The sequence below is a fragment of the Dactylosporangium sp. CA-052675 genome (assembly GCF_050947935.1).
In the GTDB taxonomy this organism is placed as follows: Bacteria; Actinomycetota; Actinomycetes; order Mycobacteriales; family Micromonosporaceae; genus Dactylosporangium.
This window is the reverse complement of sequence record NZ_CP192010.1, coordinates 8,515,969-8,529,413: the sequence shown is the minus strand read 5'-3', so window position 1 is coordinate 8,529,413 and position 13,445 is coordinate 8,515,969. Positions and strand designations below refer to the sequence as shown.

General features: G+C 73.8%; 12 protein-coding genes. 6 read left to right on the top strand and 6 right to left on the bottom strand.

The features are described 5' to 3' along the window. Nucleotide 1: 1 nt before the first annotated feature. From ACQP1P_RS37885 to ACQP1P_RS37870, 4 genes are read left to right on the top strand one after another with little or no spacing between them, the layout of a single operon-like run. Nucleotides 2-325, top strand: coding sequence for an L-rhamnose mutarotase (locus tag ACQP1P_RS37885; RefSeq protein WP_350617348.1), 324 nt, complete (start codon nucleotides 2-4; stop codon nucleotides 323-325). After that, the gene (gene rhaI, locus ACQP1P_RS37880; RefSeq protein WP_433078633.1) at nucleotides 322-1,512 is read left to right on the top strand and encodes an L-rhamnose isomerase; all 1,191 of its coding nucleotides are present in this window, start codon (nucleotides 322-324) and stop codon (nucleotides 1,510-1,512) included. Before ACQP1P_RS37885 ends, rhaI begins: the two co-directional genes overlap by 4 nt. After that, a complete protein-coding gene (locus tag ACQP1P_RS37875) occupies nucleotides 1,509-3,515 on the top strand; it encodes a bifunctional aldolase/short-chain dehydrogenase (protein WP_433078631.1) in 2,007 nt (668 codons plus the stop codon). Before rhaI ends, ACQP1P_RS37875 begins: the two co-directional genes overlap by 4 nt. Then, nucleotides 3,512-4,876 (top strand): rhamnulokinase, encoded by a 1,365-nt coding sequence (locus ACQP1P_RS37870; protein WP_433078630.1) that lies wholly within the window; start codon nucleotides 3,512-3,514, stop codon nucleotides 4,874-4,876. The genes ACQP1P_RS37875 and ACQP1P_RS37870 overlap by 4 nt, the downstream gene beginning before the upstream one ends. A gap of 53 nt (nucleotides 4,877-4,929) precedes the next feature. Here the strand turns inward: ACQP1P_RS37870 and ACQP1P_RS37865 are convergent, their stop codons facing one another. From ACQP1P_RS37865 to ACQP1P_RS37840, 6 genes are all read right to left on the bottom strand, one after another. After that, the gene (locus tag ACQP1P_RS37865; RefSeq protein ID WP_433078628.1) at nucleotides 4,930-5,496 is read right to left on the bottom strand and encodes an HD domain-containing protein; all 567 of its coding nucleotides are present in this window, start codon (nucleotides 5,494-5,496) and stop codon (nucleotides 4,930-4,932) included. Next, nucleotides 5,493-6,140: a 4'-phosphopantetheinyl transferase family protein gene (locus ACQP1P_RS37860; RefSeq protein WP_433078626.1), complete on the bottom strand. Its 648-nt coding sequence runs from the start codon at nucleotides 6,138-6,140 to the stop codon at nucleotides 5,493-5,495. Before ACQP1P_RS37860 ends, ACQP1P_RS37865 begins: the two co-directional genes overlap by 4 nt. 62 nt (nucleotides 6,141-6,202) lie before the next feature. After that, complete coding sequence (locus tag ACQP1P_RS37855; RefSeq protein WP_433078624.1) at nucleotides 6,203-7,228, bottom strand: hypothetical protein; 1,026 nt, start codon at nucleotides 7,226-7,228, stop codon at nucleotides 6,203-6,205. 116 nt (nucleotides 7,229-7,344) lie between these two features. Further along, the gene (locus tag ACQP1P_RS37850) at nucleotides 7,345-7,962 is read right to left on the bottom strand and encodes an FMN-binding negative transcriptional regulator (RefSeq protein ID WP_433078622.1); all 618 of its coding nucleotides are present in this window, start codon (nucleotides 7,960-7,962) and stop codon (nucleotides 7,345-7,347) included. 26 nt (nucleotides 7,963-7,988) lie between these two features. Continuing rightward, nucleotides 7,989-9,401 carry an FAD-dependent oxidoreductase gene (locus tag ACQP1P_RS37845; protein WP_433078620.1) on the bottom strand — a complete coding sequence of 471 codons (1,413 nt, stop codon included), beginning with the start codon at nucleotides 9,399-9,401 and terminating at the stop codon, nucleotides 7,989-7,991. Then, nucleotides 9,398-10,543, bottom strand: coding sequence for a polysaccharide pyruvyl transferase family protein (locus tag ACQP1P_RS37840; RefSeq protein ID WP_433078619.1), 1,146 nt, complete (start codon nucleotides 10,541-10,543; stop codon nucleotides 9,398-9,400). The genes ACQP1P_RS37845 and ACQP1P_RS37840 overlap by 4 nt, the downstream gene beginning before the upstream one ends. Before the next feature lie 78 nt (nucleotides 10,544-10,621). On the opposite strand from ACQP1P_RS37840, the gene ACQP1P_RS37835 reads away from it, so the two are divergent. Together ACQP1P_RS37835 and ACQP1P_RS37830 are read left to right on the top strand one after the other, a co-directional pair. After that, on the top strand, nucleotides 10,622-11,638 hold the full coding sequence (locus ACQP1P_RS37835; RefSeq protein WP_433078617.1) for a potassium channel family protein: 1,017 nt from the start codon (nucleotides 10,622-10,624) through the stop codon (nucleotides 11,636-11,638). A gap of 102 nt (nucleotides 11,639-11,740) precedes the next feature. Then, nucleotides 11,741-12,277 (top strand): LPXTG cell wall anchor domain-containing protein, encoded by a 537-nt coding sequence (locus tag ACQP1P_RS37830; protein WP_433078615.1) that lies wholly within the window; start codon nucleotides 11,741-11,743, stop codon nucleotides 12,275-12,277. Nucleotides 12,278-13,445: the final 1,168 nt, after the last annotated feature.

The window sequence follows — 13,445 nt, the reverse complement described above, 5'->3', positions numbered from 1 at the left end:
CGTGCGCCGGTACTGCTTCACCCTGCAGGTCAAGCCCGAATTGCTGGAGGAGTACCGGCGCCGGCACGCCCACGTCTGGCCGGAGATGCTCGTCGCGCTGCGCGGCGCCGGCTGGCACGAGTACCAGCTCTTCCTGCGCGACGACGGACTGCTCGTCGGCACATTGCTCGCCGACGACCTCGCCGCCGCGCAGGCCGCCATGGACGCCACCGAGGTGTCCGCGCGCTGGGAGGCGCAGATGGCGGAGTTCTTCATCCACGGGCGGCGCTTGGTCGTCCTCGACGAGGTGTTCAACCTGGAGCACCAGCTTGGAGCATTGCAATGACCGATCTCGCCCCGGAGACGCGGGCGCGTGTCGCGGCGCGGCTGCGCGATCAGCGGATCGAGACGGCGTCCTGGGCATACGGCAACTCGGGCACCCGCTTCAAGGTGTTCGCGCAGGAGGGCGTGCCCCGCGACCCCTACGAGAAGCTCGCCGACGCCGCCCAGGTCCAGCGCTTCACCGGCGTCGCGCCGAGCGTCGCGCTGCACATCCCGTGGGACCTCGTCGACGACTACGCGGACCTGGCCCGGCACGCCTCTGACCTCGGTGTGCGGGTCGGCACCATCAACGCCAACGTGTTCCAGGACAACGACTACAAGCTGGGCAGCGTCACCAACCCCGACGCCGGCGTGCGGCGCAAGGCGATCGGGCACCTGCTGGAGTGCGTCGACGTGATGGACCGCACCGGGTCGCGGGACCTGAAGCTGTGGTTCTCCGACGGCACCAACTACCCGGGGCAGGACGACGTGCGCACCCGGCAGGACCGGCTCGCCGACGCGCTCGCGGAGACCTACGCGCGGCTCGGGAAGCACCAGCGGATGCTGCTGGAGTACAAGCTGTTCGAGCCGGCGTTCTACATGACCGACGTGCCGGACTGGGGCACCGCCTACCTGCACTGCACGGCCCTCGGCGAGCGCGCCCAGGTCGTCATCGACACCGGCCACCACGCGCCGGGCACGAACATCGAGTTCATCGTGGCGATGCTGCTGCGGGCCGGCAAGCTCGGCGGCTTCGACTTCAACTCCCGCTTCTACGCCGACGACGACCTCATGGTCGGCGCGGCGGACCCGTTCCAGCTGTTCCGCATCATGCACGAGATCGTGCTCGCCGACGCGCTGAGCGACAAGGGCGCGTACAAGGGCATCGCGTTCATGCTCGACCAGTGCCACAACATCGAGCCGAAGATCCAGGCGGTCATCCGCTCGGTGCTCAACGTGCAGGAGGCGACGGCGAAGGCGCTGCTCGTCGACCACGCGGCGCTGAAGGCGGCGCAGGACGCCGGTGACGTGCTCGGCGCGAACGAGGTGCTGATGGACGCGTACAACTCCGACGTGCGGCCGCTGCTGCGCTCGGTGCGTGAGGACATGGGGCTCGACCCCGACCCGATCGGGGCGTACAAGCGCTCCGGCTACCTGGAGAAGATCATGGCGGAGCGTGTGGGCGGCAACCAGGCTGGGTGGGGCGCGTGAGTGCGGACGAGCTGATCGCCCGGTCGAACCGGCTGGGCGCCGACCCGCGCAACACCAACTACGCCGGTGGCAACACGTCGGCCAAGGGGTCCGGCACGGACCCGGTGACCGGCGGCCCCGTGGACCTGTTGTGGGTCAAGGGATCGGGCGGCGATCTGGGCACGCTGACCTCCTCCGGGCTCGCGGTGTTGCGCCTGGACCGCCTCCGTTCGCTCGTGGGCGTCTACCCGGGCGTCGAGCGCGAGGACGAGATGGTCGCCGCGTTCGACTACTGCCTGCACGGCCGCGGCGGCGCGGCCCCGTCGATCGACACCGCGATGCACGGCCTGGTCGAGGCCCCGCACGTCGACCACCTGCACCCCGACGCCGGGATCGCCCTGGCGACGGCGCTCGATGGCCCGGCGCTGACCAAGGAGTGCTTCGGCGACCGCGTGCTGTGGGTGCCGTGGCGCCGGCCCGGCTTCCAGCTCGGCCTCGACATCGCCGCCGTGCAACGCGCCAACCCGCAGGCGATCGGCGTGATCCTGGGCGGTCATGGGATCACGGCATGGGGCAGCACATCCGAGGAGTGCGAGCGCAACTCGCTGGACATCATCGCGACCGCCACCGCGTTCCTCGCCGCGCGGGGCCGGCCGGCGCCGTTCGGCGAGCCGGTGCACCCCGCGCTGGACCCGGACGAGCGCCGTGCCGTCGCGGCCGAGCTCATGCCGCTGCTGCGCGGGCTCGCGTCGACCGACCGGCGGCAGGTCGGCCACTTCCGGGACGACGACGTGGTGCTGGACTTCGTGGGATCGGCGCAGATGCCCCGGCTCGCGGCGCTCGGGACCTCGTGCCCCGACCACTTCCTGCGGACCAAGGTGCGCCCGATGGTCCTGGAGCCGGGCGGCGGCAGCGAGGAGCGCATCCGCGAGCTGCACGCGGCGTACCGGGCCGACTACGCCGCCTACTACGAGCGCAACGCGACCCCGGACTCGCCGGCCATGCGCGGCGCGGACCCGGCGATCGTGCTCGTGCCGGGCGTGGGCATGTTCTCCTTCGGCGCCAACAAGCAGACGGCGCGGGTCGCGGGCGAGTTCTACGTCAACGCGATCAACGTGATGCGCGGGGCCGAGTCCGTGTCGACCTATGCGCCGATCGACGAGGCGGAGAAGTTCCGGATCGAGTACTGGGCCCTCGAGGAGGCCAAGCTCCAGCGCATGCCGAAGCCCAAGCCGCTCGCGACCCGGATCGCGCTGGTCACCGGCGGCGGCTCCGGCATCGGGCGGGCCATCGCCCTGCGCCTGGCGGCCGAGGGCGCGTGCGTCGTCGTGGCCGACCGCGACGCTGCCGCCGCGGCGGCCGTGGCGGACGAGATCGGCGGGGCCGACGTGGCGGTGCCGGTGACGGTCGACGTCACCGACGAGGACGCCGTCCGCGCGGCGCTGGACGCGGCCGTGCTCGCGTTCGGCGGCGTCGACCTCGTCGTGAACAACGCCGGGCTCTCGGTGTCCAAGCCGCTGCTGGAGACCACCGCGGCCGACTGGGACCGGCAGCACGACGTGATGGCGCGCGGCTCGTTCCTCGTCGCGCGGGAGGCGGCCCGGGCCATGGTCCGGCAGGGGCTCGGCGGCGACATCGTCTACATCGCCAGCAAGAACGCGGTCTTCGCGGGGCCGAACAACGTGGCCTACGGTGCGACGAAGGCCGACCAGGCGCACCAGGTGCGGCTGCTGGCGGCGGAGCTGGGGGAGCACGGCATCCGCGTCAACGGCGTCAACCCCGACGGCGTGGTCCGGGGCTCCGGCATCTTCGCCTCCGGATGGGGCGCTCAGCGGGCCGCCGTCTACGGTGTGCCCGAGGCGGAGCTGGGCGCCTTCTACGCCCAGCGCACGATCCTCAAGCGGGAGGTCCTGCCCGAGCACGTGGCCAACGCGGTCTTCGTGCTGACCGGCGGCGAGCTGTCCCACACCACCGGCCTGCACATCCCGGTGGACGCGGGCGTGGCGGCGGCGTTCCTGCGATGAGGATCGCGGCGGTCGATCTGGGGGCCTCGAACGGCCGGGTGATCGTCGGGGACGTGACGTCCTCGTCGCTCACCTTCGCCGAGGTGGCCCGGTTCGCCAACGACCCGATCCGGGTCGGCGGCGTGCTGAGCTGGGACTTCGAGGCGTTGTACCGGGGGGTGCTGGATGGGCTGGCGGCGGCCGGCCCGCTGGACTCGGTCGGCATCGACTCGTGGGCCGTGGACTACGGCCTGCTCGACGAGCGCGGTGCCCTGCTCGGCCAGCCCGTCCACTACCGCGACGCGCGGACGGACGGGGTCGCCGACCGGTTCGACGGCTACGCGCTCTACCGGGCCTCCGGCATCGCCCCGCTGCCGTTCAACACGATCTTCCAGCTGGCCGCGGCCCGGGGCAGCGAGCAGCTCGAGGCGGCGCGGACGCTCCTGCTCGTGCCGGATCTGCTGTCGTACCGCCTGACGGGCGTCGCGGGCACCGAGCTCACGAACGCCTCGACGACCGGGCTGCTCGCGGCCGGCGGCGGCAGTGGATGGTCGCCGGGCCTGCTGTCGCTGGCGGGGGTCGACGCGGCGCTGTTCCCGCCCCTGCGGGCGCCCGGGACGCTGGCGGGCACGATCAAGACCTCGGTCGGGGTGTCGCCGGGCACCCCGGTCACCGTCGTCGCGTCGCACGACACGGCGTCGGCGGTGGCCGGGGTGCCCGGTGCGGGGAACTTCGCGTACATCTCCTGCGGCACCTGGTCGCTGGTCGGCGTGGAGCTGCCCGCGCCGGTGCTGACCCGCGACTCCTACGAGGCCGGCTTCACGAACGAGATCGGGGTCGACGGGACGGTGCGGTACCTGCGCAACGTCATGGGCCTCTGGCTGCTCCAGGAGTGCATGCGGGAGTGGTCGCTGCCCCTCGCCGGGCTGCTGGCGGGCGCCGCGGCGGCACCCGGCGGGCGCAGCGTCGTGGACGCCACCGATCCCGCGTTCCTCGCGCCGGGCGACATGCCGGCGCGCATCGCCGCGGCGTGCCGGGCGGCCCAGCAGCCGGTGCCGTCGACGCCCGCGGAGATGACCCGCTGCATCCTGGACTCCCTCGCGCTGGCCTACCGGCGGGCGATCGACGACGCGCGGCGGCTGGCCGGGGTGACGGTGGACGTCGTGCACATGGTCGGCGGCGGCGCGCTGAACACGCTGTTGTGCCAGCTCACCGCGGACGCCTGCGGCCTGCCGGTGCTCGCCGGGCCGGTCGAGGCCGGCGCGCTGGGCAACATCCTGGTGCAGGCGCGGGCGCTCGGGGTGCTCGACCCGGACCTGGCGGCGATGCGGGACCTGGTGCGCTCGACGCAGCCGATCGTGCGGTACACGCCGCGCGCCTAGGCGGATTTGCCGGATCCCTGCGGTACGGTGGCGGCATGGTTAGAACAGGCGTTCTAGGCCGTGGGGAATCTCGACTGGAAGGCCAGGCGGGCGTCGGCGCCGTCCGCGATGCGGGTGAGCGCGTCGTCGACGCGCATGAACACGGCCCAGACCGGCTCGCCCCTGGCCTCGGCGACGACCTGCGCGACCTGCTCCTCGAGCCCGGCCTCGCGCCGCCCCTTCCAGACCTTGTCGGCGAGCGTGACGAGCAGCTCCTCGAGCGTGGCCGCGTCGCGCCGCCAATTCCCGTGCAGCGCGGCAAACCGGGCCAGGCGCGGCTCGACGCCGAGCGCGACGAGCAGCTGCTGCCCGGCCGGCTCGTGCTGTGCACCGGGCCCGGACAGCTCCTCGGGGAAACGGGCCTTGCCGATGTCGTGGGTGGCCGCGCCGAAGAGGACCGCCGCCCGGTCCACCTCCACCTCGCCGCCGGCCCAGTCGACGATCTCTACGGCGACGTCGTGCACGGCCCGCAGATGGGCACCGAGCCGGGCCGGCGCGCCGACCTGCCGTAGCAGCGCGGCGGCCGCCTCCGGCAGCGGCCGCAGCCCCTCCTCGGTGATCGCCCGCTCCAGGGTGCTCACGCGGTCACGATCCCGGCGCTGCGCACCAGGTCGGGCGCGGCGTGGAACCGGCCGCGGAACACGGCGGGCGCGCCGGGCGACTTGCGCAGCCGCTCCGGGAGGATCTGCGCCTCGAACGAGCCGGTCCCCACGTCGATCGTCAGCCGCGCGTCGAGGAAGTCCAGCCAGGTCCCGACGATCGGCGACCACAGCTTGTAGACGACCTCCTTGGCCGAGAAGTGCACCGCCGGCCACCAGTCCTCGTCGCCGCGAGCCGCACACCAGGCCAGCTCCTCGGGCCGGCAGATGGCGGACCGGATGTTCTGCGGCAGGATCGTGCGCCGCTCGGCATCGATCCCGACGGCCCGGACGTCGTCGCGCCGGGCGACGGCCGCGGCGCAGTAGCCGGCGGTGTGCGTGATGCTCCCGGTCGTCCCGTCGGGCCAGATCGGCGCCCGGCTCTCGGACGGCACGAGCGGCTTGGCGTGCACCCCGAGCCGCGCCAGCGCCCGCCGCGCGCAGCTGCGCCCGGCGGTGAACTCCCGCCGCCGGCTCTCGACGGCCCGGGCGCTCAGCCCGGCGGCCTCCTCGGGCAGCAGCTCCGCCGTGTAGTCGGCTTCCCCCGCGACCTCGACGGCCACCCACTCCGGCAACAGGTCCCGCACCCGAGCGACTTTACTGTTCGCGCACCCCGGCGCCCACCCCGCCGGATCACCCGGCGCCGGCGTCAGGGGCCGGTTTCCGGATCGCGGGCGGCGAAGGGCAGGAACAGCCCGCCGAGCACCGCCCCCGCGAGCATCGTCAGCACCACGACGCCGCTCCACAGCTCCAGCGACCACGCGACCCCGAGCGAGAGCCGCACCCCGACGAGGTGCGTGGGCCAGATGAGCAGCGGCACGACCACCCCGATCGCGAGCGGCACCGTCCCGGCCCGCCGGGCTACGCCCCCTTGGACCCCCTGCACCACGAGATCGGCCAGGACGGCCCCGAGCAGCGGCCAGAGCTGCGCGGAGAGGTTCTCGAAGTCGGAGAACACCCCGTTGGGCACCGAGGCGGCCGCGACCACGAGCGTGACGAGCCCGAACGGCACCCGACCGAGCCGGCTCCAGACGAACAGCACCGCGGCGACGACCAGCACCGAGTACGTCAGGTACTGCGCCATCCCGAACGCCTGCCCGTTGCCGTATCCGCTGCTGGCCGCCGGGGCGTCGGTGAACGGCGAGAGATAGTCGAGGAAGAACGCCGCGACCGCGGTCGCGCTCGTGGCGCTGATGAGCACCGGCACCTCGGCCGCGCCCACCGGGCTCGCCGGGCCGTCGCGCCGGTCACGCTTGGCGGCCGCGGCGCGCACGGGCGTCGCGATCATCAGCGACCCCGCGGTGAGCAGCAGCAGGTGCGGCGGGCTGAGCAGCGCCTCAAGATTGACCTCGATCCCGAAGGTGATGTGCCAGATCATGTCGAAGGCCCCGCCGGCGGCGAAGAGGATCGCCCCGAGCAGCCCGAGCCCGTATCCGGCCGGCACCCAGCTCCGCGCCGCCCCCTCCGGGCGCCCGCGCCACAGCCGGGCGGGCACCAGACTGATCGCGAGCGCCGCATAGCCGCTGTAGAGCACCCCGTGCCACGGCGTGAAGAACGTCTCGAGCGACGGCACGTGGGAGTGCGCCCACCCGTCCATGAACAACCCGCCGGCCAGCCAGACCGAGGCGAGCGCGACGATGAGATCCCGCCGATCGGTCGAAACCGGCCGGCGCACAGCGGTACGTTCGGAAACCGTGGACGCCATCCATCGATCCTGACGCATCGCGCGCTCGCGCACAGCCTCGTTTCGGCCGACACCCCCGCCCGGGGTGCCGGAAACGGGCGGTCCGGTCAGGTCGTCGTCCGGCGCAGCAGGTGGTCGCGGGCCCCGGCGTCCATCGGCCCGTTGCGCGCGGCCAGGTGCGCGGCGAGTTCGTGGCGGTGCTCGGGCGTGCGGTTGCCGCCGTACTTGAACTTGCCGGCCACCGCCGTGATCGTCAGCTCGATGCCCCGGATGCCGGGCAGGTTGCGGTCCGACGGCAGCACCGGCGCGCGCTCGGTCGCGGGCTGGAACTGCGCGAGCTGGCGGCGCAGCAGGGCCGCCTTCTCGGCGGGATCGTCGATGACGCGCACGTCGCACGAGAGCTGCACGGCCGCGTAGTACGACGTCGGCACCCCGTCCCGCGGATCGGTGCCCGGCTTGGCGTTCCAGTCCGACGGCACGTACACGTATTCGCCGAGCACCGCCAGCAGCGCCCGCGGATGCTCCCGCAGCGCCGACCACACCGGGTTGGGCCGTGCGAGGTGCAGCCACACGCGCTCGCCACCGTCGAAGGAGAAGTGCGTCGGCACCACCACCGGCAGGTCGCGGCCCCGCCCGGGCGCGATGAGCTGCCCGAAGTCGTGCCCGCCCAGCCACTGCCGCCACTCGGACCCGTCGATCGGGGCGTCCCAAGGATGTACCAGCACGAGCAACAGCCTGCACCACGAACCGGTCAGGCGGGAAGGCTCGCGCCCTGGGCTCGCAGGACGCGCTGGACCTGGGCGGCCGGGATCTCGCGCGGGGGCTTGCCGATGTGGGCCGCCAGCGCCGCGCACACCCCGGCGGCCTGCCCGGTCGCCATCGAGATCGGCATGATGCGGTACGAGCTGTGCGCCACGTGGTCGCCCGAGATGCAGCGGCCCGCCACGAGCAGGCCGTCGGTGTCGCGGGGGAGCAGGGAGCGCAGCGGGATGTCGTACGAGCGCCCCTGCGGCACGCGACGCAGGATGGTGCCGGGCCCGTTCGGGTTGTGGATGTCCACCGGGTAGGCGCCGCGCGCGATCACGTCGTCGAACGAGCGCGCGCTCAGCACGTCCTCGCCGGTGAGCTGGTAGTCGCCGAGCACCCGGCGCGTCTCGCGAACGCCGACGTGCACGCCGCTCTGCAGGACGTACGACTCCGCGAACCCCGGCACCCGCTCGCGCAGGAACCGCGCGATCTGGGCCAGCTGCCGGTGCGTGTCGAGCTCGGCGCGGGTCAGGTCCCACACGCTGATGCCCAGGCCGCCGATCCGCGTCGAGTTGACGGACACCTCGTCGGGGTGCGGGGTGGCGAAGAACAGCACGTCCTCGCGGTGCAGGTCGAGCTCGCCCGCATCGCGCGCCTGGCGGATCAGGTCCCAGAGCCCGTGGACGCCCCGCCACTGGTCGGGATGCTCGTGGACGTAGCCGAGGAACGCCGCGCGGTCGAAGTTGCCGACGCGGAACATCAGCGTCATCGGCTGGGTCAGGCCGTCGTCGGGGCGGCCGATCTCGTAGGGCGCGCCGGACGCCGCGGCGAGGTCGCCGTCGCCCGTACAGTCGACGACCACATCGGCGTCGAGCACGACCGGGCCCGACTTCGTCTCGAACACGACCCGGGAACCGCCGTCGGGCAGCGCCATCATGTCCGAGGCGAAGGAGTGCAGCAGGAGCCGGACACCGCAGCCGGTCAGCATGTCGTAGGTGACGAGCTTGAACATTTCCGGATCGAAGGGCACGGTGTAGCCGGTGCTCGGGTCCGGCGCGATGGCGCCCCGGGCCCGGACCAGGCGATCGAGCAGCGTCCACAGGACCCCCGCCACGACCGGCTCGCCCTCGCCGTGGTCGGTCGGCAGCAGCCGGTTGTCGTCGCCGCCCACGGCCTGCTTCATCTCGTTGTGGAAGCTCATGAGGGGCATGACGAGCGCGGCCGTCGCGTTGCCGCCGAGGAACCCGTAGCGCTCCACGAGCACGACGTCGGCCCCGGCCGCGGCCGCGCCCGTCGCCGCCCCGATCCCGGCCGGCCCGCCGCCCACGACCAGCACCTCCGTGCGGCCGCCGTGCGTCGCCGAGCGCGGCGGGAGCTGCACCTTGGGCAGCCCGCGCGGCCGTTCGAGCGCGGTCATGCGCTCACCGCCTCCCTCCCGGCGACGGGTACCAGGCGGTCCAGCTGCGCACCCAGCCGCCGGCCGGTCTCCGTCGCGCGCTGGCGCAGCCCGGCGACCCGCGCCGAGACCTCCTCCTGCCGCTGCGGCCGCTCGTCCCACAGCCGGTCGACCTGGGCGATGAGCGGCCCGGCCGCCTCCCGCACGACCCCGCGGGGAACGGGCGCGCCGATGCGCTGCGCGAAGTCGAAGACCTTGCCGGCGTACGGCAGGGCCAGCAACGGCACACCGGCCAGCGCCGCGAAGATGAGGAAGTGCAGTCGCATGCCGACCGCGAGATCCAGGTGACGCATCAGGTCGAGGATCTGGCCGGGCCGGTATTGCCCGTTGAGCACGCGGCAGTGCTCGGCGGCGGTCATTCGCGACAGTACGGCGTGAGAGTGCCGGATGTCCGAGCGCTCCATGGGCACGAAGAGCAGTGCCGCGTCGAGCCGGTGCACGATGAAGTCCCCGACGTGGGCGAGGAGCTGGTGGTACTCGTCCGCGTCGAGGTGCTGCGCCGCCCGGCCCGGCTCGCGGACGCTCATGCCGACCACGCGCCGCCCCGGCGGGAGCGTGCCGTGCAGCGTGCCGGCGTCGAACTCCTCCGGCTGCAGCAGCAGGGCCGGGTCCGCGGTCACGGTGACCGGCGCGGTCACGCCCGCCTCCTCCAGCGCGACCTTCGACTCCTCGTCACGCACCGTGAGCTCCGCCGCCGCGCCGAGCACCTCGCGCGCCATCGTGCAGTCGAGGTCCTCGGTGAGCGGTCCGGCGCCGATGGCGTAGGTGAACACGGGCACCTGCCGCTCCTGGGCGGTGCGCACGACGCGCAGGTAGCGGCGGGCCTCGGTGTCGTACAAAATGCCGCCCCCGCCCAGGACGAGCAGATCGAGGCGGGCCAGGACCTCGGCGGTCCGGTCCCGCCCGACGCCCTCCCACGGTGCGACGGCGATGCCCGGGTGCTCGGCGGCGGTGTGGTCCGGGTCCCGCGAGAACACGAGGACCTTCGCGTCCGGGCGCCGGGCCCGCAGGTCGGACAGCAGACTGGCCAGGATCGCCTCGTCGCCGAGGTTGTACCCGCCGTAGGAGCCCAGAACACCCACCCGTGGACCGTGCTCGCCCATGATCGCGCCTCCCGTCGCCGGAGCGGGCCTCAATACCCACGAGCGGAACTGTCACACCCGACCCTTATGGTGGATTTCGTGATCCACCTTCCAGCCGTACGTCGCGGCCCGTTGCGAGCGATCAGTGCCCGTCTCGGCCTCGCCGTCGGCCTGGTCTGCGCGATCGTCCTGGTCATCTTCATCGACCGCAGCGGCTACCGAGACGTCAACGACGACGGCCTGTCGCTGCTGGACTGCTTCTACTACGCCGTCGTGACGCTGTCGACGACCGGCTACGGCGACATCACGCCGGTGTCCGAGTCCGCCCGGCTCGTCAACATCCTCGTCATCACGCCGGCCCGCGTGCTGTTCCTGATCATTCTGGTCGGCACCACCCTCGAAGTCCTGACCGACCAGTACCGCACCAACCTCAGGTTGCAGCGGTGGAGGAAGCGCGTGAAGAACCACGTCATCGTGTGCGGCTACGGCACCAAGGGCCGGGCCGCCGTCAGCACCCTGCTGGAGAACGGCTTCGACAAGACCAGCGTGGTGGTCGTCGAGAGCGACCGCGGCGCGCTGCGGCAGGCCACGGCCGACGGGCTCGTCGCGATCGAGGGCTCGGCCACCCGCTCCGGCATCCTCGTCGAGGCGCGCGTGCAGGAGGCCAAGGCGGTCATCATCGCGACCGACAGCGACGACGCGTCGGTGCTGGTCACGCTCACCGTCCGCCAGCTCACCGCGGGCAAGGTGTCGATCATCGCCGCGGCCCGCGAGGCCGAGAACGCCCCACTGCTGCGCCAGTCCGGCGCCCACCACGTCATCGTCTCCTCCGCGACCGCCGGCCGGCTGCTCGGCCTGTCCACGACCGCGCCGCCGCTCATCGAGGTCGTCGAGGACCTGCTCACGCCCGGGCAGGGGATGGCCCTCGCGATGCGCTCGGCCCGGCGCGACGAGGTCGGCTCCTCGCCCCGCGAGCTGACGGAGCTGGTGATCGCGCTGTTCCGCCGGGGCAAGGTGCTGTCGCTGGCCGATCCCGAGGGCACGGCGATCCAGACCGGAGACATGATCGTGTACGTCCGCGACGACCGTCCCGAAACGATCCCCGCGATGCCGTAGCGCCCCCCCCCGGCCCCCGGCCCCCGGCCCCCGGCCCCCGGCCCCGGCCCCCCGGCCCCCGGCCTCGGGCGGGCCTCGGGCGGGTGCCGTAGGGTTCGTCGGGTGGCGGCGCGCATCGGGACGTTCCTCGCCGCCGTCGTGCTCCTGCTGCTGGTGGCGACGCCGGCCCAGGCCCACGGCGGCGCCTCGGTGACGATCCACTCCGACGGCCTCGGCTCCGTGTGGATCACCGCCCAGTGGCAGGACGGCCACCCGATCAACGAGCCCACGACCGTGACGCTGACGGCCACGGACGGCGCTTCGGCCTCGGTGGCGCCGTCGGTACTGCGGCAGACCGGCGACGAGCGCGGCACCCAGACGTACGGCGGCACGCTGACCCCCGGCTCCTGGCGCGTGTCGATCGACCTCGGCCCTCCCGTGAACGGCCACTGCCAGGCGGTCATCCCCGTCGCCACCGCGGCGGCCTCGGCCACGCCCACGGAGGTCGCGTGCCTGGTCCCGGCGACGAGCTCGTCCACGGCCGCGGCTCCGTCGCCGGGCGGCGGGGGGAGCCTCGCGCCGCTCTGGTTCACGCTGGCCGGCTTAGCCGCGGCCGGCGCGGCGACGACGCTCTTCGTGCGGCGCCGGAAGCGCCCCTGAGGCCCTGAGGCCGCGCGCCTGCTCTCGGCTCTTTCGGCTCGCTTGCCCGCGCCGGTCTTCGTGCACGCCTTGGCTCGGCTCGCTCGCCCGCGTTGCTCTTCGTGCGCGCCTTGGCTCGGCTCGCTTGCCCGCGACGGTTTTTGTGTGCGCCTTGGATCGGTTTGCTTGACCGCGCTGGTCGTGGCTGGCGCAGTGGGAACGGTTTCCTGCGTGCCCTGGCTCGGCTCGCTTGGCCGCGCTGCTGTTCGCCTCCCTGCCTTTCATCGCGGCGCGCGTCCACGGCCCGGATTTTGTCGTACCCCTGTTCTAAGTTGTCGGCATGGGGCAGGTGCTGACCGCAGAGGATCCGTCGGAATGGCGCGACCGGCTGGAGACGATGCTGGCCGAGCACCGGCTCCGCCGCGCCCGTCGCGCCGCGATCCGGACCTCCTTCGCCGAGGCGAGGCGACGGGGGCTCGAGGAGCGGCACGCCGAGCGCCTGGCTCGGATGGACCGTGAGGCGCGCACCGCCGAGCTGGGGGCGCACTGGGCCGAACGGGACGCCCGGGCCGCCCGCCGACCACGCGCCCCAGCCCCGCCTCCACCGCGTCCGACACTCAGTTCGCCCGCGCCCGCGCCCGCGCCCGCGCCCGCGCCTGCGCCCGCGCCGTCCGCGCCGCCTGCGCCCGCGCCGTCCGCGCCGTCCGCGCCGCCTGCGCCCGCGCCGTCCGCGCCGTCCGCGCCGCCTGCGCCCGCGCCGCCTGCGCCCGCGCCGCCTGCGCCCGCGCCGCCCGCGCCGTCCGCGCCGCCTGCGCCCGCGTCCGCGCCGCCTGCGCCGCCTGCGCCCGCGCCGCCTGCGCCGCCTGCGCCCGCGCCGCCTGCGCCCGCGCCCGCGCCGCCTGCGCCGCCTGCGCCCGCGCCCGCGGCGGCGGCTGCGCCTGTGGCTGCGGCGGCTGCGCCTGATGCGCTCGACACCCAGTTGCCCGCGACCCCGGCGCCCGACGTCGGCCAGGCTCAACCCGCTGCCCCGGCTCCGTGGTCTTCGTCGACCTCTTTACCTCGCCCGGACGGCCCTCGGACCGGTCGATCCAGACCGTGGCCCTGGTCTGCTTCTCTATCAGCGATCCGTTCCCGGACCGGCGTTGATCTCCCGGGGCGGGGCCCACCCGAGTAACCGTGGTGTTGTCGC